A 24449-nucleotide genomic window follows, 5' to 3' on the forward strand; every position below is an offset into this window, starting at 1 on the left:
AGATAGTGAAGAAAAAATTGTGTTTCTATTACACTATATAGCTCGCTTTTTGGATAATGAATTAGATGTTGATATAGAAGAGCTGTTAACAGAGGAGCAATTTAATTTTTATTATAACCTTATTAGAGAGTTAGACTACGGCGAGGTATTACAAGAACGTATTTATGCTGCCATAGAATCTGATATATCATTTATGAATTTTCACGCTATAAAAGATGGCTGTTCACCTGTTACTGCTGAATTTCCTTGTGGAGTTTGCAATAATGAAGGAATCTCACTCGCTGAGGAACTCGGACCTTACGGGTTTTGTGTTTTTTGCCATACAAAGCATAATATTGCCAGTTGTAGTGTATGTGGTGAACACTTCGATGCGGATTATGAAGGATTATCTGTCAGTGAAGAGGATTTTCACTTGTGTGAATACCATTCTACCCAGCATCTGTATGATTAGATCCTAGAGCACCTTTTTCACTAGGTGCTTTTTTAAATCATAACATAAAGGTCTACCCATACTGGTAGACCTTTATAGTATATATTCAACAAATGAAGGGATTCTAAGCTTCCCATCCTTCGTATAATTTCTGAACTTAACCTGGCACTTTATCTGAGGAGCCCAGATAAAATTTTTGTCCTCTTCAATAATATAGTCCGGATACATTCCATAAAGTGATTTCTTTGCAGCCGGCGCCATAAACTCCTTTATCCCAGCTGGTTTCACGTGCTCTCCTCTCTCGATTCCTAGAAGAAGGCCGAACTGATCTTTTCTCGGCCCTATAAGATAAATGTGTCTACGTACTGCTAGTTAATAACTTTTAACCAATTCTCAGATCGCTTTGAGTTTGCTTTTTTTAATACAATCCCTTCTAGACCGCGTTCTTTAGTATGAAGGGGCTAAAAGATAAATTTTTATGATATTTTAATAATTTCAAATTCTTAGTAGTTCTGGCACTTATACTTATAACAACACGACTAGTGTAGCGATGTGATTAATTGCTCTCCTTCAATGAATAAGTTTGATCATTATTTGTTACATAAGAAAAGGGTCTCAGCTTGGTAGCTGGTACCTTTTTTTGATGAATCGATTTTATTGGTTCAATAGTTAATAATTATTAATGAAAACGTTTATAGTCATCTGCTGTGATGAGAGAAGTATAACAAGTAGGGCAAAGATTTCTGGAAGTTGTATAAATTTCTTTCCCACAACGTCTGCAAATAATATGACTCTTTATTCCGTTTAATTTCTCTATCAATGTACGTCCATTTACAGTAATTTGATATCTCCCCTCCCACTCTGTTAAATAACCATTATTTATTAGAATTTCAAAATCTAATGTATTAGTAGAAGCTATTAAATCACCTTGTTTCTGTGAGAGGTTTTGCAATATTTCAATGAAATGGTCCCCTAGTTCTGTTTTACAGATTATTGAGGAGGGGGAAATTTTGGAAAGTTCATCAAGTTCTTCTTTCATTAATTCAGGTAAAACAAAATTTAGAAAGTATTCTACAAGGGTTTTTAAATTTTCAAAAGTTACATCAAAACCTTGAATGGAATACTTACCAATCCTTTTATTGATTCTTCCCACTAATATATTTTTATAAAAGATTTTTTCATTCAATATTGTCAATTCCATTACTACACCACCTTTAGGGCTTCTTAAGTAAATAGTACCATATTTTAGGAATGAGAAGCTTAAGTTGAATAAAACAAGAACTGACTTTATGAATAAATTATTTCCAGATTTTGATATAATAACTATAGTAAATTATAAATTTTTTAAAAACCATTCGTAAAGGAGATATAATAAAAAGTTATGGAGAGTAACTTGAAATACCTTCCTATAAACACTAGTGTTCGTCCAGCCAAAATTGTAATTTTAGTAGATGTTAATTCTCAGTTTTGGGAAACAGACTGTTTAGCAATAATAGCAATGTTTAACAAGATTTGGGGAGGTAATTATAACTTAATTGTTCCGACAGACGGTAAGACTATAGCCCCTTCCTTCTTAGAGATAATGAAAGAATATGATCCGGATTATATTTATTATTATGTTTCCACTGTACACCAGTTAAAATTATTTGATTTTGAAAAATACAAAGAGTTATTAGAAGTTGAGAAAGGAAATTATCCTCATTTAACTAAAGAATACTTAGGGAATCAAAGTGATTTTCTCAGAACCCAATTAACAGATTTTAAAATTAGTGATCAACTAAATAACCTTTTGAAACGAAATCTTAACAGTTTTGATGACAATCGTCCTATTCGTTCTTTTCCTTATAGTGAGAAAACTTCGTATCCATTAACAGATATGACAGCAATATTAAAATACTCTAGTCTTGAGACGGTTAGTTCAATAAAAATTAAGGATTCAACACTTTTGACGAATCTAATGATATATTCTAATTTTGGTTTAGTTGATCCTTATTTAGAAGAAAGCATACGGAAAACAGAAGTGAATCTAAGGGTAGAAGAAATAGAAAGTGAACAAACATTAGGCCGTTTTCTAGATTTGATATATGATCGAGATAACCCAAAAGATAGAAAAAGTTATGGCTTTAAAGTTCCAAGTGTGAATTTAGAATACTATACCTCATATGTTGATTGGGAGGAGTCAAATCCAATAATTATTGTTGGAAATGAAGTATCGGATTTCTGTTTATACTATTGTCTATCAAGAGTGAAAAACAAAGTATATTGGTTACCAGAAAATCCTAATCTCAAGGATGAGATATACAGAATAATAAACAGTAAAAGGCAATCCTTGATTTATGAAGACTGTAAAGCCATTGAATTCATTTCTACTTCACTTAAAGAAAGTAAGATATTAGAGATTATTGCAGCGATAGAAGAACGATACATACATTCAGAAATGATTCCAGCCATTGTATCAAAGAATATAGAACATCTGGTAAATCAATTTTTATTTATATTGAATAAAGATAATCATATTAATGAACAGGTGTTAATTTTTGATGGAAAAACTAATTTAAGTATTTTTCCAATAGACACCCCTGTTCCACTTTATTTTTCAAAAGTCTTACCAGACAAACATTACTGGATAACAGATATATATGCTAAAGACACTCTTTTTCCAAGAAATCAAAAGTTGTCAAATGAATTACTTATTGCAAGCAATTACAATTCAAGGCATATACGAATTACTAATCAAGGCTTAAGTTATTTTTCACCTAATTTTGTATACTTCAATACAATGGGAGAAAATATTAAGTCGGTTAAAGTCAACCCTTACTTTAAATCCCCAGACCCTTTTAACCTATTTGAAAAGTTATTTGAAAAAGCAGGATATTATATTAAGAAATCAGATAAAGGAAATTTTGAAGAGGTGTTTATTGATAAGTTCAATGACCTTGCAAGCTTATCAACGATTTTATTAACTGATAGTTATAGAGAGTTGTTTAATAAATTTATCAACACATCATCAAATGAGGCTGGAATTTATACAAATGGTATACTTATAAATAAGAGACGTTATTTAGATTACGATACTGTTCTCTCTATGATGAATGATACAGAGAAAGTATCTGAAATTATTAGTAATCTCACTGAAAAGGGTGTTATTGAGAGAGGTTTTATTTTTAAATGTAGAAGTTGCCGGAATACAGACTGGTATAGCATTGCTACCGTAGATAATACATTTAAGTGCATTAGATGTTATGAAGTTCAGGATTATTCTAAGGAATCCTTACAACTACAACCTGTTACTCAAAGGATTGAGCCTAAATGGTACTACAAACTAAATGAAATGATCTATCAAGCTTATTATCATAATTCCTTAGTTCCTATCCTATCTTTAAATAGACTTAAAAGTAAATCTAAAAAAAGCTTTAACTATATTCCGGAAGTTGAAATTAGAAAAGATAAATCATCTTTAAAGCCTATTATGGAAATTGATATATGTTGTGTAGTGGACGGAAATATTGTTATCGGAGAGTGCAAAAAGGGTAACAATCTAAAGGGCGGTAGATCCGAAGAAGAAGTTATAAAAAAATATTTAAGCCTTGCTGAAGAAATACAAGCTCATACTGTGGTCTTTAGTACAATGGAAAATTGGAGCCAAACAACGCGGGATTTGTTGGAAGAGTATCAGAAAATAACAAGGAATGTAAAAATAGAAATCTTAGAAAACTTGATAGAAATTAAGTGAAAATTATCAAACGTAAAAAGTATGATAACACAGGAATCCACAATACAACTAAGTTTCATTAGACAATGGCTTTTCGAGAAATGGCTCCTTAATTAATTTATTTCAGGAGTATGGGGTTATAAGACTACTGAAAGAAGCAGTGATTTAAAGGGAATATATTAGGCACAGAATGAGAACTATATTAATAGTTTTTATCCTGTGCCTTTTTATTTTATTTATTTGTGCCAATCTTGTATGTCTATTTTACTTTGGTTGTAACAAGATCTGCTATTTGTTCAAAACTCAAATCTTTGGTGTAAACAATATGTTTAGCTAGGCTTTCGTTTTGAGAGCTTCGAATTAAATTTGAGTTTGTTCTACTGATTCCGCTCAAAAAAGGTTCAGATACTTGTTTTGAGTTCATCTCATAAAGGATTTTTTCACTTTCTTGAATATCTTCTGATGGAGTTAATAAAAACACATTGGGTTCCGGAAGTAATAACTCATAAATTTCATTGGAAAGATCTTCTTCAATATAATAAGAATGAAAGGCCCCAAAATCAAAAAGACATTTATCTTTTTGATACTTTTCAAACACCTTCCTAACTATATGGGCACGTCCCTGAGGTGATTGCCGAAAGGGAAAATCTAAATTCTTTCCTTCTTCATCTAATGATACATAAGAAAGACAAAGTTTTTCTACGATCAATTTTGCAACACTTGTTTTTCCTACACCTCGTGGACCAATTAGGACTATCGTCAAATGAAAACCTCCATTAAATTTGGTAAATTGGATGTAGCCTATTGGTTCTTTTGAAGAAACATTTTAGAGAGATTCTTTAAAACTTCTGCATCTAATTCAGTATTATTTTCATATGCATACTTTATTCCGTAACCTAACGCTAAAGTCATACTTCCGGCGATTCCAGCACCAACAAATGACCCTGTCCCGGGTATAACTTTTATTGCCTGCCTGAAGAGACTCTTTCCTAAGTTTCCAGTCAAAGACGCGATTACCAATTCCTTGGCCCTGTCTTTTGTTAATTGTTTTTCATATAAAGTTGCTAATTTGACCATCAAGCTGACTTGAATACCAGCTAGGGGAATAATATCAGAGCCTGGGATTGGTGCTGCACCTACAGCAACTGCTGAAGTTGCAGAACCAAGAATCCACTTGTTTGCTGTTGAAGACTTCTCTTTAATATGTCTTGCGAATAAAATATCTTTTTTTTCCTCCTTAAGAATATCAAGTATAGCATTTCTAAGCATATCGATATTTTCTCCAGTCTTTGAAGAGATTGGAGTAACCTTAAAATCATAATTAGTAACTTCTTGACCAAATTTAACAAGACCTGAAATATCATCGGCTGCATCTATTTTATTTAAAACAAAGATTATCCTCTTATTAAATTTTTTTATTTTCTCATAGGATTGTCTTTCACCCTCTGAAAATACTGTTCCTGCCGCATTAAGAAAAAATAGAATAACATCTGCTTCTTTATAAAAGTTAAGTGTCTCTTCGGAATTTTTACTGTTTATATCGTCTAATCCAGGTGTATGGCTCATTAATATTGTTTATTTCTTCTTCATAGCTCTTATTAAAATTATTATCATCATATTCAATCATTACCATATCACCTCTCTATACTAAACTCTAACAAATTTCCCTAAATTTTCACAGCTTTTATAATTCTTGTTTTCTAATTACACGTTTCGTGGTGAAACAGTTGGTAAAGCGAGACCTAGGCAACTCAGAAGTGCACTGATGCCTTTGCTGGTAATACAAAATAACGGCGGCTCTAAACACAAAAAAGGAGTTTTCTATTAATAACGAATTCTACCTCTTAAGTGGAGTGAATTCTACACTTCATTACTACATATGAGGGGCTTAATTAGAAGGATTTTTTGCAAGTCATTGTAGGTAAGATTTTGATTATATTAATTCCCTGGCAGCACCTTTGTCCAACATCTTAGGTACATCGGTTATCTACCGTAATGGATACAATATATTTAAAAATCTTAGAATAAGAATTACATAAAAGAATCTGCCTTTAATGAGGTTAATCACAATAATCAAATTAAATGTTGATAAACCCACCAACATCCCTTGTGTTGTCAATTACAGTCCACACAGGCGGAGAGTGTAACCAGTACAGCATTATTAAAGTATTAACACTGCTTTATCTTCAAAATAAGTTTTACAACCAAATCATATTGTTTATTATTTGCTAACAAAATGCTCACAGTTTGTTCACGCAGTGAAGTAAAAAACGTAATTCAACGTACAAGATGTTACAGGTGAAAACTAGGGAAACGTTGATTTAATGCACTTTACGCAATCTTTGATGGTTTAACATAAGTTTCTTTTTTTATAGTGCAAATATATCGTTAAAAACTGCGTAAACATTAACTTAACCCTCGCATACCCGAAAATCATCTTATCCGCCCCTTATTAGTGAACAAGTTATAATGAACATTTTTATATATTGATTTTATCGAGTTCAGCTAAGGTCTACTTAAAATGAACGCACTCGGATTAAAATATGCGGGTAGATTTTTTTGTTATTTTTGGGTTTATTGTATAATGATAGTAAAAAAGGAGTAATTTTGTTTTGGTTAAAGATTATGATGAAATCAAAAAATTACTAAGAAAATCTGAAGTTTCAAGAGAAGCTCATTTTATGATTGCGAATAAATTAAAATTTTGCAGCAAGGTACTACATTCTATTATATTAATAGCGAGTTCTATTGTTGCTATCTTAACCTTTTCCAGTTATGAATCATTTACTTTGCTTATTCCTAGATTGAATGAGGAAGCATTTAAACTCGGCTCTGGTATTCTGGCTTCTCTCACTTTCATTCTGGTAGTAGTAGAAGAGTATGTAGACTGGGGTGAAGCGTCTCACAAGCATGAAAATGCTGGAAGACAATTAACATCGCTTATAAGAGAAGGGGGTGGGTTAATAAAAAGCGAATCCTTATCGCCTGCTCAGGTGGATAGCTTCAGATCGAAATATATTATGTTGAACGAGTCATTTCCAGCAATCCCTAATAAGTTCTTTCTAAAATCCAAGCAAAAAAACTTGACGAAAATAGCTATAAGTAAAGAGCTTGATAAAGATCCATTTTTGCCAATTTGGTTATTTAAACTCAAAAATAAGACAAAAAGAAGAAAACAAGATATAAACAAGGAAAAGGGGAGTGATTAGGATTAGCACTGAAAAAGAAACAGTAATTATATTGTTAAGTGGAGGGGTTGACTCAACAGCATTGGTAGATTACTACCTAAGAAGAAATTATCAGGTAACTGCAATCCACTTCCAATATAACCAGCGTAATTCAAAAAGTGAGAGGGAAGCAGTTCTTTCTGTTTGCCGGCATTACGATATTGAGCATCATACTTATGAACTTGGTTTCCCGTTAAGAGAAAATAATGGAGAATACATGAGCAGAAATATTTTATTTATATTGGCAGCAAGTACGATTCTCAAATCTCAGTATTCTATTATTTCCTTAGGAATACATTATGGGTCTCCTTATTATGATTGTAGTGAGGTTTTTTTAAAAGATTGTCAGAATATAATGGATGGCTACTTTGCTGGTGCAGTGTCTGTTGAAGCGCCTTTCCTTAATTGGAGTAAAATACAAATCTACGAATACTGTATTAAATATGATGTTCCATTTAATAAAACATATAGTTGCGAACGAGATAATTTTATACCTTGTGGTGAATGTCTATCTTGCTTAGACAGGGAGATGCTATATGAATATAAGTGAAGTATGTAAGCGAAGAAGAATTTTCCCAGTGGATACGGAAGTCCCTTTATTGGTCCCTTCATTTTCAAGTAAAGGTTTTCCAGAAATTTCGGAAATACACAATTATATGAGTGGCCACTTAGCGGATACTTCGCTAATAAGCGCATACGATTTATATCATAACTTTTTATCGGAAGAAATAATTTACCAATCGGATATTCTTTTTATTGATAGCGGTGGATACGAGAGAAGCATTGATTTAGAACTGTCTGAAATTTACAATAAAGAGTATCAACCGAGAGAATGGAATTATGAACTTTTTTCAAATCAGATATCAGAGTTAGTGCCTCTTACCAATCTAGTTTTAGTTAGTTATGATTCTGAAGAGAAATTAAAACTAGGAACACAAATTGAAGAAGCGAAAAAACTTTTTGGGAAATTCCCTAATCATGCTAGCGATTTTCTTTGTAAACCTACACCTTCTAATCCTAAAAAAGTTAATATTGAAGAGCTGTGCAAAAATATTCACTTGTTATCCAGCTTTTCAATCTTAGGATTTACCGAAAAAGAATTAGGAAACTCAGTATTTCAGCGTTGTGGGAACATATATAAAGTAAGAAAAAGCTTAACCGATGCAGGAATGCAAACACCTATTCATATTTTCGGTTGCATTGATCCTCTCAATGTAATAGCCTACTTTTGTTCAGGAGCAGATATATTTGATGGGTTATCTTGGCTTAGATTCTCTTTTGTACGGGGAGTAGGGAATTACCGAAACAGCTATGCCATAACAAGTGGGAAATGGTCAATTCCTGATAATAGACTGACAGCTTTATCCTACGCAGAAAATCTTCAAGAATTAACTCTTTTAATGAATAGAATGCGGCAATTTGCTATTTCATACAACTTTGATGTATTTGAGTTGCCGGAAGATTATACTGAACAGTTAACAAAGCTTGTGAGCAGTGTTGGAATAAAGTTAAATTAGAAGGACATCTCAACGACGGATAAAACATTGATACATTAATATATAAAGAAGGGGGTTTTAATATGGGCGGTAGCGGAGGCGGATTTGGTAATATTGGTAAAACATTAAATGAATTGATGAAAGAAAACAATTCAAGTCAAGAGGAAGCAAGCTTTAACCGAGAAGTAAATGCCTACCTCAGCTCTCTGTTAACGAACTTAAATGATAGGGATGTTGATAAAGTAAATGATCACTTGGCTACATTGGAAGAAGCATTAGGGGAAAAAGTTGAAGGATATCTTGAGCTGAAATTTGGAGGATCAGTAAGTAAACACACATATGCGAATGGTCTGAGTGATATTGATATGCTCGTACAACTTAATGATAGTTCTTTAGCGGACTTAAAGCCGAAAGAAGTTTTATCTTATTTTAAAAATACCATTCATGATAAACTGCCACAAACCGAGGTTAGTGTAGGTAAGTTAGCTGTAACAGTCAAATTTCCTGATGGATATGAAATTCAATTGCTTCCTAGTATTTCTACAGAAACAGGAATGCGTATTGCTAAAGTAGACAGTAATGAATGGAGTAATGTAATTAAGCCTAAACAATTTGCTGAAAAACTCACTGAAGTAAATCGAGAAAACATTGGTCGTGTAGTTCCTACAATCAAAATTTTTAAAGTTATGAATAGCCAATTACCAAAGCAGCTACAGTTATCCGGTTATCATATTGAATCTTTAGCTATAGATGCTTTTAAAGGAGGTAAAGTTGAGAAAAAAACTTATCGAGGGATGCTTCACCACTTTTGCGAACATGCACAAAAGGCAGTTTTAGGCCCGATTAAAGACAGTACAGGACAGTCAATTCATGTAGATGAGTATTTGGGAAGTAGCGATAGTGTAATCCGGAAGCAAGTAAGTAAAGCTATAGAGAGGCTTTCAAACAAAATGAATCGTGCTGATGCACAAAAATCTTTAGAACAATGGATAAATCTAATTGATTAAACTTTATGTGATGATAAAAGACTTTTTATCGACAGAGCGAACAAGGCGTTTTCAATATTTGGGGACGCTTATTTGTACCATTCCATGTGTTGTTTAAGTAACTTAGCAGATTTTTTGCTTACATAAATATTTTGAAATGATGTAATTTATGAAAGTTATGGAGAAGTAACAGAAGAGTAAACCGGGAGGAAAAGCTGACCCAAGAAGAGAGACTTGGGCTATGGAAGCAGGCAATTATTTGAGTGGTGATGGAATAACTGTTGGATGCTAGTGTTCTATGCCGTTTTTTTGTTCCAATTCAACTTCATTAAAAGCAAAGGTACTAGTGGCCTGGGGAGTATAAATCTTTTTAGGTAGAGGTCTTCACTTCATTATATATAAAGGCTCCATGTAAGCTGGAACCAAACCTTGGTCAAGCGGAAAGCTCAGCTTCCAATCGATCCCCAAAATAAATGACCAGTTGTGATATACATTCTTTCCATCCTCTGACAGGCATAGTCCATTTTTTTGAGATTTCCATAGTAGCCAGAAAAATAACTTCCTGAGGGAATCATCGGTTGGATAGGCTTCTTTATCTTGTTGACTTTCCAGAACTGGTGTTGATAGCCTTAAATCATATTTAGGAAAAATGAGCCTTTTGATTTCCGCAGGATAACTAAAATAGGCGGTCAATTCCAGCCAGTTTGTTTCCCATATTTGATGATGATTGGGTTGCTTTTTCCCCCATATCTCCTTGAAAGTGGAGAACTCCAGTTCAGCCTCTTCCAGCGTGAGGGCCTGATAGATTTTCTTCAAGTCTGCCATAATGGCTTTTTGTTCCTTCCACGAAACATACTTCATAGAATTACGGATTTGGTGATTGATACATAACTGGATATCGGTCTTCGGAAAGACTGTGCTTATAACCTCATAGAAGTCAGAAAGCCCATCCTTACAGGCAATCAGGATATCCTGCACCCCTCTGTTTTTCAAGTCATTACAGACTCCCAGCCAGAAACTCGCTCTCATTTACTCCGATTTAAATGCCCAAAATCTCTTTGTGGCCAAGCAGATTGATCCCTAAAACACTGTAGGCAGCCTTGCTTACAATCCGATTTTCTTTCCGTACTTAAAAAATGTTTCTTTATTTATACTCACCTCCTTCGTATTCTTTTCGAAGCAAAGAAACCGTCAGGTGGTTAACGGTTCTTATTAAAATGCTAACATTTTGCTAACGCCTTCTCATAAAAAACAGTAAATCACCGTTAAAGATGCTACATCCACCAACATCCAAAACGTTAATTTACCGCATTTTTTGCACTCAGCGTTAACAATATTACACACTATCAACCAACGGGCGGCATGATGTAATCATCGCCCGAACCCCTTGAAATATGAAGGTTTTATGAAAGTGGGGAGTGGAATGTTAACATTCCTCTCCTAAATTTAGAGGTTTCTCATGAGTTCCGCGAACTTATGAGAGACCTCTTTTTTCATTTTTTTGTTAGTTGCGGCATCGTCACAGTGACCAGGCCGTTCCATAATCTTTCTCAGCCTGCGTTTCCTTCTGCTAACACGATGTATGTATGTGAGCAGCCGTTTGCAATAGTAAAAGTTAGTTCCGCCTTTTTCATATACTTTCTCTTCTAATTCCTTAATAGTTTTTTCTGTCTTTATTATGGTAATCAGCCTCATTTCAATGGCGTCTTGAAGATCATTCTCCCAATGCGCTGTATACCGTCCAGTGTGCAGCCGGCATACCTTCCCCCCTAACTGTCTTCAGTCGGCATTCAATTTCTTCTCGCATCTAAATTCAGCCATAAGTAAGCACCTCCAGTTGTTGATGATGCCTAACAATTGGGGTGCAGTTCTCAGCCGGCTGTTTTTAAAAATTCTTTTGTTAGTTTGTTATTCAATCTTTTTTTCAAATAATGTGATCAATCCATATCTAGATTGCATTCTCCCCATTGAGACATACTATGAAGGATTGGTACAAACTGCTGACCAAGGTTAATATATCTACTCGTGGTGGAACCTCTTTATAAACTTCACGATGTAAGAGTCCATCCTTTTCGAATTCTCTGAGTTGCTTCGTTGGCACCGATTGTGTATTATCTGGTAATATGCGCTTTATTTCCCCAAATCTTCTTGTTTCTTCGGAAATATACCATGAAAGCGACAGCATCCACTTCCTGCCAACCATTTTTGTACTTAGTTTAGTGCGCAATCAGACGAATACTTTACTTGTTTAAGATACTCCAATAAGATGACTACAGCAAATTCAGTAAGAAAAATCATTAATAAAGTAAAAAAGGGAGAAAAAGAGATGAAAACATACAATACGCGTGCCATCCTGGCTTCACTGCTTATCTGCGGTTTTGTCGGCATGTTTAGCGAGACCGCTTTAAATATAGCAATGACTAATTTAATGGAAGTGTTTCAAATTTCAGCCGCAACGGCACAGTGGTTAACAACCGGTTTCTTGCTTACCCTTGGCATTTTAATGCCCATGAGCGGGCTGCTGCTGCAGATGTTTACGACGAGGCAGCTATTCACAGGTTCGCTCACTAGCTTAATTCTAGGTACACTCATTGCGGCGCTAGCCTTCAATTTTGAAATGCTGATGTTCGCTCGAGTTTTACAGGCGGCTGGCATGGGATTATTGCTGCCACTAATGTTCAATACGATTCTTGTCATATACCCGCCGGAAAAGCGGGGGGCGGCGATGGGCTTCGTTGGACTTGTTATTATGTTTGCGCCAGCAACCGGCCCGACCATTGGAGGTCTATTAATCGAGTATTTAACATGGCATTATATATTCTGGCTCTCTCTGCCGTTCCTGATTATTGGATTGTTGGTAGGGGTTAAGTATCTAGAAAATGTTACCGATGTCACGAAGCCCCGGATAGACCTGCTGTCTGTCGCATTGTCAACGATCGGCTTTGGAGGAGTTGTCTTCGGCTTCAGTAAGGCAGGCGAAGGATCTGAAGGCTGGGGCAGTGAAGTCGTGGTTACTTCAATCGTCGTCGGGCTCATAGCACTGCTGCTGTTCATACTGAGGCAGAACGGTATGCGCGATCCTATGATGAATCTGAGCGTTTTGAAGTACCCAATGTACGTCGTTGGGCTGCTGCTGATACTCTCGTGTATGCTGATCATGATGTCAAGTATGATTATCCTGCCGATGTTTCTGCAGACGGGTGCAGGGCTGTCTGTGTTCACTACTGGACTCATGCTTTTGCCGGGCAGCGCGCTGAACGGTATCCTGTCCCCGCGTATGGGGCGCTTGTTCGATAAATATGGGCCAAAATGGCTCGTTATTCCCGGACTCGTGATCGTTTCAGTCATGTTATGGTTCTTTACTGCCCTATCTCCTGCTTCTTCTGTGGCTTTTATCGTCGCTTTGCATATCGGGCTCATGGTTGGGGTGGGCATGATATGGATGCCTGCTCAAACGAACGGACTAAATCAATTACCGCCGGAGTTATACCCGCACGGTACGGCGGTCATGAACACACTGCAGCAGGTCGCAGGTGCAATTGGAACAGCGGTCGCCATCAGTATTCTTACTGGCGGTATGGAGAAATACATGCACGGCTCCTCCGCTTCAGACAAACAGGCTGAAATCGCAAACGCGATGACAGCTGGATCACAAAACGTGTTCCTGTTTGCGATGATCATAGCATTGATTGCCTTGGTCATAGCCTTCTTCATCCGCCGCGCTGTTGGCAGCCGCGAAGCGATGTCGCAACACTGATTCTCTTTCACAAAATCCCTTTTCGGTATCTAACGTTTACAAAATGGAAGTGGGAATTAGGTGCCGATTTGAATTTAATGAGCCGGCCATCGGGATTGGTTATTGTGAAGTATTACCTTAAATAAAAATGGGTATTGATCCAAGAAGGGTCAATGCTCTTTTTTCTTTACTGATATATATATATTGTAGAATTTCATACCGCGCAGAATTACTTAGCTGATGCTGCACAGGTGTAAATTTTATTAATAAGTGGTTATTGTGATTTTAGGCAGGGTAACATAATTAAGACTTTTTCTAGAAAGGATGATCACCATGGCAATGAACACAACGGAACAATCTCTATCGGTACAAGAAGCAATTGAAACACGCCATAGCATTCGCAAGTATAAGCAGGAGCCTATTCCTCAGCAAGACCTAAAAAAGATTTTTGAGTTGGTCCGCTTATCCCCGAGTGCATGGAACCTTCAACCATGGCGTTTCCATGTAGTGACAGATAAGGATCTAAAGGAAAAGCTGGAAGAAGCAGCTTATGGTCAAAAACAAGTGACTTCAGCACCCGCGGTTGTTGTGGTTACAAGTGATATGGAGGATGTACTTGCAAATATTGCTGACACTGTACACCCGGGACTTCCACCAGAGCGCAAGGAAGAAGAAGTGGCTAATCTGTCAGGATTTTTCAATGGCATGACGGTGGAAGATCGTGCTCAATGGGGGTTAACCCAGACAAATATCGCTTTTGGGTTCTTAATACTTGCCGTTCAATGATATGGATATTCAAGCAACCCTATGCTGGGCTTTGATCAGGATAAAGTAAGAGAGCTCCTGAATCTTCCTGGGCATGTCAGATTTGCAGGCATTTTACCCATTGGAAAAGCAGATTCTGAAGGATATCCGCATCATCGTTTTGACTTAGAAAAAATTGCTGCATTCCTTTAACTAAAAAGATGTAATGGAGGGCTATTTAGTCCTCCTTTTTTAATTCAAGACATCGGCCGTCACGCCGCTGAATATGTAACGCCAGCCGATGCTTTATTAATAGGGTAAAGTATGAAACCAGTTTCATGCCAAGTGTTTTTATTTATATCTTTTTAAGCTTTAAAAATTTTTGGTGATAGTTCCTCGATTTTACAGTCTGTGCCAATAGCGGGAAAGGTACTTCAGTGTCAAAAGGTAATGTAAAAAAAGTTTCAAATCGTTCGAATGCTTTTTATAAAAGGGTAAAGGGCATCAGGCTGGAAAGCTGCGGGAGCAGCCTTTACAATCATTAATAAGGAAGCTCCCAAAATGAAATCTTCCTTTTTTGGACATTCTATTTACCGAGTTCAATAGTCCTGCCATCCATATCGTTTAGGCAGCAAGATACCGCATTTTCACATAATCACCAGGGATAACCTTTAAAAGGGGTCACAGTCAGGGAAAGATATCTTAAAGGAGAGTGCACATGATGAAATTAAAAGATCAGCATATCGTGGTGACCGGAGCTTCAAGTGGTTTAGGCTTTGCAATGGCAGAAGCGCTTTTAAAAGAGGGAGCAACTGTTGCCTTATCGTCCCGCCCGGGAGGGAAATTGAGTGAGGCTGTACATAATCTGACAAAGCAAGGGTTGCATGCGGTTGAGCTTCCGATGGATGTCCGTTCTGAAGAATCAGTGAACGATGCCGTCGATTGGGTGAAAAAGGAATGGGGGAAAATTGATGTTCTTATAAACAATGCCGGAATAGGCATGCGAACGGTAAATCCTCAATTTTTGACTGAACCGCAGCCTTTCTTTCAAGTTTCACCCGATGGATTCCGTGATTTAATGGATACAAACGTTACAGGATATTTCCTGGTTTCCCGCGGTTTTGTTCCTTTTATGGCCGAACAGGGAAAAGGTAAAATCATTAATATATCTATGAATTATGAGACAATGAAGCGAAAGGGATTTGTCCCTTATGGCCCTTCTCGCGCAGCCACTGAGTCTTTGTCCTATATTATGGCAGAGGATTTAAAAAGCTATGGCATTACAGTAAATATGCTGCTTCCTGGAGGAGCAACCATAACGGGCATGATTCCTGATGAAGTAAAAAAGCAGCTTGAAGGCAAATTTCAGCTGCTGGATCCGGTAGTAATGGCTAAACCCATTGTCTTTTTGGCATCGGAGGAATCAGAAGGAATTACCGGAGAACGAATTGTGGCAATTGAATTTGATAAATGGCTGCAGGAAAAGGGCAAATAACTCCCAGGGCTTTGATGTTTCCACTATAAAGTGAGTTAAGTGGAAGAAAAAGTGTATGACCCTCTTTCTTAGCACCTGCCGCTATACAATAGTCCCTAACAGTTTAGTAAGAAACAAAGTTATCAGAAAGAGTGGAATGCTGACATCTTACTGGCATTGAGGAAATAGAGGAAGCTTTTCAGAAGTTCTTTGAACTTTTGGGGAGCTTCTTTTTTTGGTTATATGTTAAGGATATATCCTTCCGAATGTGGTTTTTGGTATGAAAGAAAGAATCTATAATTTAGAGAGATACACGAGCATAAACAAGGAAAAAGCAAGGTGTGAATTTTCCACAGACTAGGTCGATTTTTTTAGTGAGGCAGCAGGTAACAGTATAGTTTTCTTAGAGTAAAGCAATCTGCTGGTAAAAAAAGGCGTCACATGAATAGCTTTAAAACCCAAAAAGAGAGGGTATGTGAACCGTATGAGGAAACTTTCGGATTGGAGGGTACAGGAAGCTATGAAAAAATCAATGCCCATTATCGTAACGTCTCTGCTTTCGGCCGCCGGGGCAGCACTTACTATAACAGCTTATAAAAAAAGACAAAATGACGACCGCAAACAGCTAGATGATGCAGATATGCTGGAGCGGAAACAGGAGGAAGCAGTCGCGATTGCGAAGGTTTTGCATGGCGATTGGCAGGCACGGATGGCTCTTGCCTGGAAGATGATTAACGAAGACCGCACTCATGAAGTAAGCGAACTGATCTGCCTTGAAACACTGGAACCAAAAGAGCAGAAACAGCAGGAACAAAAGCCGGTTAAGACCGGATCGAAAAACAGTGTTAAAGACCGTGGCGATTTTATATGGAACAGTAAGGAAACGGATGAAATGGATGCAGGTAACGCGGATAGGGATCCTGCTAATAATTCGACAACTCTTCCTAATTTTCACTAATTGGGACGCAGCGATTAATAATAAAATCTCCTCAGATAACCCAGGTTAGAGGAGATTTTTTATTCTATTTGTGGAAAAGGAGCGGAGCTGCTTGTATCATGAGTGTTTAAATTCCAGCCAGACAAGGAATTAAATGAAAGCAGCCCTTTTATAATGCAGACTGTCTATTGTTAAGAAGCAGTAAAAACTAGTCTTATCTTTTAATTGGAGGAATGATTATGAGCTTAATTAAAGGGAAACCGGGATTTGGAACCGCCCCGCTTGGCAATATGTTCAGGGATGTTCCGGAGGAGGAAGCTAGACGCACGATTGAGACTGCCTGGGAAGAGGGAGTCCGGTATTTCGATACAGCGCCTTTTTATGGAGCGGGATTAGCTGAACTTCGGCTTGGAGACGTGCTTTCACAATATAAGCGTGATGATTTCTTATTATCCACGAAGGTAGGCCGGGTCATTGAGGATGAGATGGAAGAAAAGGAAGGGATGTTTGAGTACGGCCGCAAGAATAAGGTGACGACGGATTATAGTGAAGAGGCAACACTTCGGTCAGTGGAGCAGAGCCTGGAGCGGTTGAAAACGGACCGTCTGGATTTTGTGTATGTACATGATGTTTCCCCTGATTTTCATGGTGACAAATGGGTCGGCCAGTTTGATATTGCAAGAAGGGGGGCATTCCGTGTCCTCGAACGCCTTAAGCAAGAAGGCGTGGTGAAGGCGTGGGGTCTTGGAGTGAACCATACAGAGCCGATTGAGCTGGCCATGGAACTGGAGGAACTGCAGCCTGGCATCTGCCTGCAGGCGACCCATTATACGCTGTTGAATCATGAGTATGCCCTGACAAGATTGATGCCGAGGGCAGTAGAAAAGAATGTGAAGATTGTGGTCGGAGCGCCATTCAATTCTGGTGTGCTGGTTGGAGGGGATCATTTTGATTATGGGAAAATCCCTGAAGACATTGCCGCAAAAGCAAAGAGAATTCAGCAGGCTGCCGAGAAGCACGGCATCAGCGTAAAAAGCGCCGCGCTTCAGTTCTCAATGGCGCATCCGGCGGTAGCAGCTGTCATTCCTGGCTCTACCAGGCCTCAGCATGTTAAGGAGGATGTGGCGGCTTCGAAAGAAAAAATTCCGGCTGCCTTCTGGCAGGAGCTGAAGGAAAAAGAGCTGGTCGCGCCAAATGCTCCTCTGCCGGTTGATTGAACGGTAGGCAGGAGCGGCGCAGCCGTTTTAATAGGATTGTAAACAAAAGGGACCTTTTCCTGAGGTCCCTTTTTTACCTTATTAAACGAACAGCTGACTAAACCTTCTGTCGATATGGCATGTAAGGGGGAATTGGAACATTTATAACAGACAGCGGAACCTCCAGTGTCTCCCCCATTTGAATAGTGTAAGGGTTTGTCAGGCGGTTTGCAGCGATCAGGTCATCCACAGTCAAGCCGTATTGGTCTGCGATATATTGAAGTGATTCGCCTTCGCTCGTAATATGTTCCTTTCGCAGCTTTTCTATCTTGCAGGCGGATTGTTTAAAGGTTGGCTGCTTTGACAGAGGGTCCACGAATTCGGCAGTCAGTTCATTTGCGGCTTCTTTCTTTTCCCAGCTTCCAAAGTGAAAGGGGACGAATAGCAATCCTTTTTGGACAGCATCCCCAATCCGGGCCGGAACTTGTATCCACCCTCTTGGAGAGGATATACGCACCGTTTCCCCTTGTACAATCCCTAATGTTTCTGCATCTTCCCTGTTGATCTCTACATACCCGTGCTGGGCTGCCATGTGAAGGTGGGGAGACCTGCCTGTTTTTGTCCGGGTATGCCAATGCCATACAAGACGTCCGGTTGTAAGCCAATATGGAAATTCTGAGTTTGGCTGTTCCGCAGGCGGCAGAAATCGGGTGGGATGAATAATAGCCCGTCCATTTGCTTCCTTTTTCGCAAACTCTAACTTAGTCAGCGGCCTGCCTGTAAATTGATCCTTTGTAAAGCTTTGGGTATAATCAACCGCTGTATGAAAGACAAAATCGGCATACAACCGGGGAGTGCCCAAAGATGCAGCATCCTTGACTGGCCATCTTAACCCATTATGGGCCTCCAGCCTTTCATAGGTAATGCCCGACATATCACAAGGACGTCCCTTGGAGACGATCTTAAATTCCTCAAAGCATTCCTCGGGAGTCTTATAATTGATCAGCGGATTGCCGTCTTTATCGGTAAAATTCATCCGGCTGGCGAAATCCAGCAAAATATCCAGGTCCGATTTAACGCCTTCGGGCGGCTCGACTGCTTTTCGGAGCAGATTGATTGTGCGGTCTGCATTTTCCATGGTTCCTTCTTTCTCGCCCCATAGGGCTGCAGGCAGCACTACATCTGCAACGGCAGTAGTCTCGGTCAAAAACGGATCCTGAACCACCACAAATGTTTTCTCAAATGCTTTTCTGGCACGGTCCCGGTTGGGAAGGGAAACCATCGGGTTAGTTCCGATATTCCAAAAAAAGCTGATATCCCCGGTTTCCATCATATCAATCTGCTCTTCAATCCCTTTTTCCGGTCCTGTAGGAAGCGATATTTTATCTACATTCCATATTTGTGCCATCTCTTCAATATGCTTTGGGTTCATTGGATTCCGCTGGGCAGGATAAGTTCCGACTCCTCCGGCAGTCCGATTGGCTGACGAACTCGGCTGGCCTGCCATATGGAGAGGCCCGGAGCCCGGCCTGCCTATCAGTCCCCTTATTAAATGCAGATTATTGATAGCCACACAGGCAGTAGTCGCATCCGCACTTTGAAAAGTCCCTTGAAGAGTAGTCGTCACTAAGGACGGAGTAGTTCCCAATCTATTGATTGCTGCTAATAACAGATTTTCAGGTACACCTGTAATCGCTGCAGTTTTTTCTATAGTCCATTCTGAAACAGACTCCTTCATATCATTGACACCAATCGTATGCCTCTCAATAAATGCAGAGTCAATATGCCCCTTGCCTAAGATCCCATTGATGAGTCCATTCAGCAATGCAACATTTGAACCCGGATAAAGCTGTAAGTGCAGATCAGCTTCTTTGGCAGTCTGTGTTTTTCTCGGATCCACTACAATGATATAAGGTTTTCCGGTTCGTTTCTTGCGCTCCATAATCCGCTCAAACAAAACAGTTCCGGTTTCAGCAACGTTATGGCCAAAGAGCATGAGTGTTTCGGTTTCATCCACATCGTCAAATGAAGCTGGTGTCCCGTCTGCCCCGAATGATTGTAATAGGCAGAATTCAGTGGTTGCGGTACAAAGCCGTGTATTTGCATCCAGTAAGTGGGTGCCGAGTCCGGCACGTCCTACCTTGGCGATGGTATAGTAATCCTCTAAAAAGCCCTGTCCAGTAGAATAGATTGCGATGCTGTCCGGCCCTTTTTCCTTCAATGATTGTTTTGCTTTGGAAACGATTAAATTCATCGCCTCATCCCAGGAAGCGGGTGTTAATTTCCCTGAAGCGCCGCGTACCAGGGGAGTCTTTAACCGGTCCGGTGCGTTATTCGCATACCATTGATTTTCCCCCTTTGGCCCAAGCCTTCCCCTGTTAATAGGATGCTCTCCGTTTCCCTTGATTCCCACAATCTTCCCATCTTTCACAGCTGTATAACACCCGCAGCCTATGGAACAAATATTACACGTACTATAAACCCATTTATCAACTTCACCCTGTGTATATACCAGACTGTCAATCCGTTCATTTTCCCAGCTCATTCAGAATTCCTCCCTTTGATATGCCGGAAGATAGAAAGCAGGCACCACATACTTGATATCTTCCAGGCCGTAGATTTCCTTAAGCTCCCGTGCAATGGCTTCCAGAATCTTTTTCATCTCGGGGAATTTCGGTTCTAATTGATCTGCAGTCGTCTGGGAAAATAAATTCATCCATGTTCCGGCTCTTTTCCAGGACCTGAAAATCGGAAAGGATATTTCATGATTGTGATACACGATACTTATGTATTCCTTTATTGTATCTAGCTCAATTTCCTGTTTATCTGCCAGGCTGGGTATCAGCATATTGAGAACCTTCTCCTGCTCTTGAAGGGATGCTCTAAGCAGGGTCAAAAGGGGATGATCATAGGGTCTTATTTCTGTCAGTATTTCTCTGGTGCTTTTTAATATCTTTAAAAAAAGGGCTTGTAATTGAGTCACATACCTCTCCTTCTTTCCGGACCATTTTTAACAATATTACCTTTAAATAGAACAGAATAAACACCGCTGAGGTTAAGAGCAGATGGTTCGGGGAAAAGTTATCCTTAGTGTCAATATAGCCAGTCATTGCGATTAAATATCCGGAATACCTATCCGGGTACTCTATTAAATGGAACTTCGGGCCTGGGAAGGGCTTTTCGTCCCTGCCTATTCATGGCTTTGCCGAGCTTTTTTTATTCTCCAGTATTTATTTTATAGGAATATAGAACCGGTCCTATCTGCTCGTTTACGGGCATTCCCACCGATTTTTCGCAGATTGCAGATGATAAGTATGATAAAAGAATCGTTCAAGCTATATATCAATCTTTTTATGAGTAAAATGTCACAATTTGACTAACTGGCTGACTATGAATATAATTTAATTAATTCTGAAATTTTTGATAATAAAATATACATACATATATTAGCTTTTATAGGAGGCCGCGAATGATTGAATTTAGCAAAGTGAATAAGTTTTATGGGGACTTTCAAGTCTTGAAAGATATCAATCTCACCATCAATAAAGGTGAAGTTGTAGTAGTAATAGGACCATCAGGTTCAGGGAAAAGCACTTTGCTGAGATGTATCAATCATCTGGAGACGATCTCGGACGGGACCCTGACGGTGAACGGGATATCGGTGGGAGATAAGAAGACAGACATCAATAAACTCAGGCGCAATATCGGGATGGTGTTTCAGCACTTTTATTTATACCCGCACAAGACCGTGCTTCAGAATATCACGCTTGCCCCGATGAAGGTTTTGGGGCAGTCTGAGCAGGAAGCGAAGGAAACGGCCAGGCACTATCTTGAAAAGGTAGGAATATTGGAGAAGGCGGATTCGTATCCATCGCAGCTATCAGGAGGCCAGCAGCAGCGGGTTGCGATTGCGCGGGGCCTTGCGATGAAGCCGGAGGTCATGCTGTTTGATGAACCGACCTCGGCTCTTGATCCCGAGATGATCGGCGAAGTGCTTGACGTCATGAAGGCACTTGCCAAGGAAGGGATGACGATGGTTGTCGTGACCCATGAAATGGGCTTTGCCCGTGAGGTGGCCGACCGGATCGTATTTATGGATGAAGGACGAATATTGGAAGAAGCAATTCCGGCTGATTTTTATGAGAATCCCCGTGAAGAGCGGGCTCAAATTTTCCTCAGCCGTATATTAAATCATTAATAGGGGGTAAAAAGATGTTCAGAAACAAAAAAGTCTTTAAAATGGCACTGGTGTCAACCATGGCTGCGCTCATGCTTTCTGCATGCGGCGGAGGCGGTTCAAAGGAAGGAAGCAAGGATGTTCTTGCCCAGATCAAGGAAGATAAGAAGATTGTATTTGGCGTAAAGCATGATACCCGTCTATTCGGCTTGAAGAATCCGTCGACAGGCAAAGTGGAAGGCTTCGATATTGACCTTTCTGCGGCGCTTGCAAAAGAAATGTTCGGGTCTGATGTAAAGCCTGAATACAAAGAGGTAACCTCTAAAACGAGGGTTGGCCTTTTAAATAACGGCAAAGTGGACGCAGTCGTGGCCACGATGACCATTAATGAAGAGCGTAAAAAAGAAGTTGATTTCACAGATGTCTATTTTGACGCCGGTCAGTCCCTGCTTGTGAAAAAGGGAAGCAAGGTGGGAGGACTGGATGACCTGAAGAAAGGTACGAAGGTACTTGCGGTCAAGGGATCCACTTCAGCCGTCAATATCCGTGAAAAAGCTCCAGATACAGAAGTGCTTGAATTTGAAAACTACGCAGAGGCCTTTACTGCATTGAAGTCAGGAAAGGGTGACGCGTTAACGACCGATGATGCCATCCTTTACGGTATGGCTGAAGAAGATCCATCCTATGAGCTGGTTGGCGGCACCTTTACGGAAGAACCATACGGCATCGCTGTCAAGAAGGGCAATAAGAAGCTTGTAGATGAATTGAACAAGGCGCTGAAGACCCTTAAGGATAATGGGGAATATGACAAGATCAAGAGCAAGTGGATTAAAGAGCAGTAATCTATATTGAGGTTTCTGATCAGGATGAGCTGATGTCCGGGCCTGCTCCGGACATCTCTCATCCTGATTGATTAGGAGGAGATCGTTTGCTGGATATCTCTATACTTACAGATAATATGGACTCATTCTTAGATGGTTTTGTTAATACGATTTATGTGAGTTTAATCGCTTTGACCTGCAGCTTTTTGCTGGGAACGCTTATCGCTGTCACGCGCATTGCGCCGCTCAAGCCGCTTAACTGGATTGGGACTGCATACGTTGAGTTCATCCGGAATATACCTGTGCTTGTTATCGTGTTCTTTACCTATCTGGCCGGAAATTTCGGCGGGTTTACAGCGGGCACCATCGGCCTTACCATCTATACGGCCGCCTTTATCGCTGAAGCGATCCGTGCTGGAATCATGTCTGTGCCGAGGGGGCAGATGGAAGCCGCCCGGTCATCGGGCTTAAGCTATGGACAGGCCATGAGGCTCGTCATCCTGCCGCAGGCAATTAAGATCGTCATCCCGCCGCTTGGCAACCAGTTCATCAACCTGGTCAAGAATTCATCCCTGCTGGCTGTAGTAGCGGGCGGAGATTTGATGTATCAGGGTGATTTGATCAATGCCAAGACTTTCGCCTACGTGGATACATATGTGTTTGTTGGTATATTCTATTTAATTTTGACAATTCCTTTGAGCTTTGGCGTCGGGTACCTGGAAAAACGCCTGGCCAGAAGCAATTGAGGAGGTGCACCCTATGGACTTTTTAGCACCATTCATTGAAGTATACACACCGAGTCATTTGAAGTTCTTGCTTGAAGGCTTCCTGGTCACGCTCAAGGTGGCAGCCATTTCGATTGTGCTCAGCTTTATCATCGGGGCTGTGGTAGGAACTCTAAGGTATGCAAAGATCCCGGTTGTATCCCAGGTCCTTGCCGTCATTGTTGAGACCATTCGTAATCTCCCTTTGCTGCTGATTATCTTCTTCACCTATTTTGCCCTGCCTGAACTCGGCATCGAAATGGAAATCACGACTGCAGCCATTGCCGCCCTGACCGTTTTCGAAGCGGCCATGCTGTCGGAAATCATCCGAAGCGGCCTCAACTCCATTGAAAAGGGGCAGGTGGAAGCGGGGCGCTCGTCTGGCCTGAGCTACGTCCAGACCTTACGCTACATCGTCATGCCGCAGGCTTTAAGAAGGATGGTGCCGCCAATCGTCAGCCAGTTCATCTCCCTGCTGAAGGATACGTCACTCGCAGTCGTCATTGCCCTGCCTGATCTGCTGCATAACGGACAAATCCTCTATGCTCAGAAAGAATCCTATGTAGTCCCTGTCTTCCTGATTGTGGCACTGATGTACTTCATCGTGAACTATGCTCTGTCACAGATTGCTAGAAGACTGGAGTTAAAACAGAGTTAAATATTATTTAGCACTGAAACAAAAGACCGGCCAACCCTTACTTTCTTAAGGATCTGGCCGGTCTTTTAAATAGGATTTTTTAAAAAAGACA

Annotated in this window: 23 protein-coding genes and 1 pseudogene; 15 read left to right on the forward strand and 9 right to left on the reverse strand. The window is 39.6% G+C overall.

All coding sequences use genetic code 11. The features are described 5' to 3' along the window. Positions 1-19 precede the first annotated feature (19 nt). Positions 20-451: a hypothetical protein gene (locus V1501_RS01610; protein ID WP_409291130.1), complete on the forward strand. Its 432-nt coding sequence runs from the start codon at positions 20-22 to the stop codon at positions 449-451. A 72-nt stretch (positions 452-523) separates the two neighbouring features. On the opposite strand, the gene V1501_RS01615 is transcribed toward V1501_RS01610, so the two are convergent. The 3 genes and pseudogenes from V1501_RS01615 to V1501_RS01625 all read right to left on the reverse strand — a co-directional run bounded on the left by V1501_RS01615 (position 524) and on the right by V1501_RS01625 (position 1631). Continuing rightward, positions 524-718 carry a hypothetical protein gene (locus tag V1501_RS01615; protein ID WP_409291131.1) on the reverse strand — a complete coding sequence of 65 codons (195 nt, stop codon included), beginning with the start codon at positions 716-718 and terminating at the stop codon, positions 524-526. 79 nt (positions 719-797) lie between these two features. After that, positions 798-879 (reverse strand): annotated as a pseudogene (locus V1501_RS01620) (hypothetical protein); the annotation flags it as partial. Positions 880-1109: 230 nt separating this feature from the next. Continuing rightward, positions 1110-1631, reverse strand: a complete 522-nt coding sequence (locus V1501_RS01625) for a hypothetical protein (RefSeq protein WP_409291132.1) — start codon at positions 1629-1631, stop codon at positions 1110-1112. Positions 1632-1811: 180 nt separating this feature from the next. On the opposite strand from V1501_RS01625, the gene V1501_RS01630 reads away from it, so the two are divergent. Continuing rightward, the gene (locus tag V1501_RS01630) at positions 1812-4163 is read left to right on the forward strand and encodes a hypothetical protein (RefSeq protein ID WP_409291133.1); all 2352 of its coding nucleotides are present in this window, start codon (positions 1812-1814) and stop codon (positions 4161-4163) included. Between the two features lie 238 nt (positions 4164-4401). On the opposite strand, the gene V1501_RS01635 is transcribed toward V1501_RS01630, so the two are convergent. Both V1501_RS01635 and V1501_RS01640 read right to left on the reverse strand, forming a co-directional pair. Further along, positions 4402-4905, reverse strand: a complete 504-nt coding sequence (locus V1501_RS01635) for an AAA family ATPase (protein ID WP_409291134.1) — start codon at positions 4903-4905, stop codon at positions 4402-4404. 38 nt (positions 4906-4943) lie between these two features. Continuing rightward, the gene (locus tag V1501_RS01640; RefSeq protein ID WP_409291135.1) at positions 4944-5708 is read right to left on the reverse strand and encodes a DUF697 domain-containing protein; all 765 of its coding nucleotides are present in this window, start codon (positions 5706-5708) and stop codon (positions 4944-4946) included. 1046 nt (positions 5709-6754) lie between these two features. Between V1501_RS01640 and V1501_RS01645 the strand changes: the two genes are divergently transcribed. From V1501_RS01645 to V1501_RS01660, 4 genes are all read left to right on the forward strand, one after another. Further along, positions 6755-7351: a hypothetical protein gene (locus tag V1501_RS01645; protein ID WP_409291136.1), complete on the forward strand. Its 597-nt coding sequence runs from the start codon at positions 6755-6757 to the stop codon at positions 7349-7351. Continuing rightward, positions 7344-7919, forward strand: coding sequence for a 7-cyano-7-deazaguanine synthase (locus tag V1501_RS01650; RefSeq protein ID WP_409291137.1), 576 nt, complete (start codon positions 7344-7346; stop codon positions 7917-7919). Before V1501_RS01645 ends, V1501_RS01650 begins: the two co-directional genes overlap by 8 nt. Next, on the forward strand, positions 7906-8886 hold the full coding sequence (locus V1501_RS01655) for a hypothetical protein (RefSeq protein WP_409291138.1): 981 nt from the start codon (positions 7906-7908) through the stop codon (positions 8884-8886). Before V1501_RS01650 ends, V1501_RS01655 begins: the two co-directional genes overlap by 14 nt. Before the next feature lie 62 nt (positions 8887-8948). Further along, positions 8949-9872 (forward strand): CBASS oligonucleotide cyclase, encoded by a 924-nt coding sequence (locus V1501_RS01660; RefSeq protein ID WP_409291139.1) that lies wholly within the window; start codon positions 8949-8951, stop codon positions 9870-9872. Between the two features lie 363 nt (positions 9873-10235). On the opposite strand, the gene V1501_RS01665 is transcribed toward V1501_RS01660, so the two are convergent. Both V1501_RS01665 and V1501_RS01670 read right to left on the reverse strand, forming a co-directional pair. Further along, positions 10236-10844 carry a transposase gene (locus tag V1501_RS01665; RefSeq protein WP_409291140.1) on the reverse strand — a complete coding sequence of 203 codons (609 nt, stop codon included), beginning with the start codon at positions 10842-10844 and terminating at the stop codon, positions 10236-10238. 955 nt (positions 10845-11799) lie between these two features. Then, positions 11800-12054: a winged helix-turn-helix transcriptional regulator gene (locus V1501_RS01670; RefSeq protein ID WP_409293198.1), complete on the reverse strand. Its 255-nt coding sequence runs from the start codon at positions 12052-12054 to the stop codon at positions 11800-11802. Between the two features lie 63 nt (positions 12055-12117). Here V1501_RS01670 and V1501_RS01675 point away from each other — a divergent pair, with 63 nt between their 5' ends. From V1501_RS01675 to V1501_RS01695, 5 genes are all read left to right on the forward strand, one after another. Beyond that, positions 12118-13608, forward strand: a complete 1491-nt coding sequence (locus V1501_RS01675) for a DHA2 family efflux MFS transporter permease subunit (protein ID WP_409291141.1) — start codon at positions 12118-12120, stop codon at positions 13606-13608. 312 nt (positions 13609-13920) lie between these two features. After that, a complete protein-coding gene (locus tag V1501_RS01680; protein ID WP_409291142.1) occupies positions 13921-14373 on the forward strand; it encodes a nitroreductase family protein in 453 nt (150 codons plus the stop codon). Positions 14374-15049: 676 nt separating this feature from the next. Beyond that, positions 15050-15826, forward strand: a complete 777-nt coding sequence (locus V1501_RS01685) for an SDR family NAD(P)-dependent oxidoreductase (protein WP_409291143.1) — start codon at positions 15050-15052, stop codon at positions 15824-15826. A gap of 499 nt (positions 15827-16325) precedes the next feature. Further along, positions 16326-16763 (forward strand): hypothetical protein, encoded by a 438-nt coding sequence (locus tag V1501_RS01690; RefSeq protein ID WP_409291144.1) that lies wholly within the window; start codon positions 16326-16328, stop codon positions 16761-16763. A gap of 212 nt (positions 16764-16975) precedes the next feature. Continuing rightward, positions 16976-17959 (forward strand): aldo/keto reductase, encoded by a 984-nt coding sequence (locus V1501_RS01695; protein ID WP_409291145.1) that lies wholly within the window; start codon positions 16976-16978, stop codon positions 17957-17959. 97 nt (positions 17960-18056) lie between these two features. Here V1501_RS01695 and V1501_RS01700 read toward each other — a convergent pair whose 3' ends face one another. Both V1501_RS01700 and V1501_RS01705 read right to left on the reverse strand, forming a co-directional pair. After that, positions 18057-20483 carry a molybdopterin-dependent oxidoreductase gene (locus V1501_RS01700; RefSeq protein WP_409291146.1) on the reverse strand — a complete coding sequence of 809 codons (2427 nt, stop codon included), beginning with the start codon at positions 20481-20483 and terminating at the stop codon, positions 18057-18059. After that, positions 20484-20921, reverse strand: coding sequence for a hypothetical protein (locus V1501_RS01705; protein WP_409291147.1), 438 nt, complete (start codon positions 20919-20921; stop codon positions 20484-20486). It abuts the gene before it with no gap. Between the two features lie 486 nt (positions 20922-21407). On the opposite strand from V1501_RS01705, the gene V1501_RS01710 reads away from it, so the two are divergent. From V1501_RS01710 to V1501_RS01725, 4 genes are all read left to right on the forward strand, one after another. Further along, positions 21408-22136, forward strand: coding sequence for an amino acid ABC transporter ATP-binding protein (locus V1501_RS01710; RefSeq protein ID WP_409291148.1), 729 nt, complete (start codon positions 21408-21410; stop codon positions 22134-22136). Positions 22137-22150: 14 nt separating this feature from the next. Beyond that, on the forward strand, positions 22151-22957 hold the full coding sequence (locus V1501_RS01715; RefSeq protein ID WP_409291149.1) for a transporter substrate-binding domain-containing protein: 807 nt from the start codon (positions 22151-22153) through the stop codon (positions 22955-22957). 86 nt (positions 22958-23043) lie between these two features. Beyond that, positions 23044-23682, forward strand: coding sequence for an amino acid ABC transporter permease (locus V1501_RS01720; protein WP_409291150.1), 639 nt, complete (start codon positions 23044-23046; stop codon positions 23680-23682). A 13-nt stretch (positions 23683-23695) separates the two neighbouring features. Then, positions 23696-24358: an amino acid ABC transporter permease gene (locus tag V1501_RS01725; RefSeq protein WP_409291151.1), complete on the forward strand. Its 663-nt coding sequence runs from the start codon at positions 23696-23698 to the stop codon at positions 24356-24358. Positions 24359-24449: the final 91 nt, after the last annotated feature.

The organism is Paraperibacillus esterisolvens (assembly GCF_046237625.1).
Lineage (GTDB): Bacteria > Bacillota > Bacilli > Bacillales > DSM-1321 > Paraperibacillus > Paraperibacillus esterisolvens.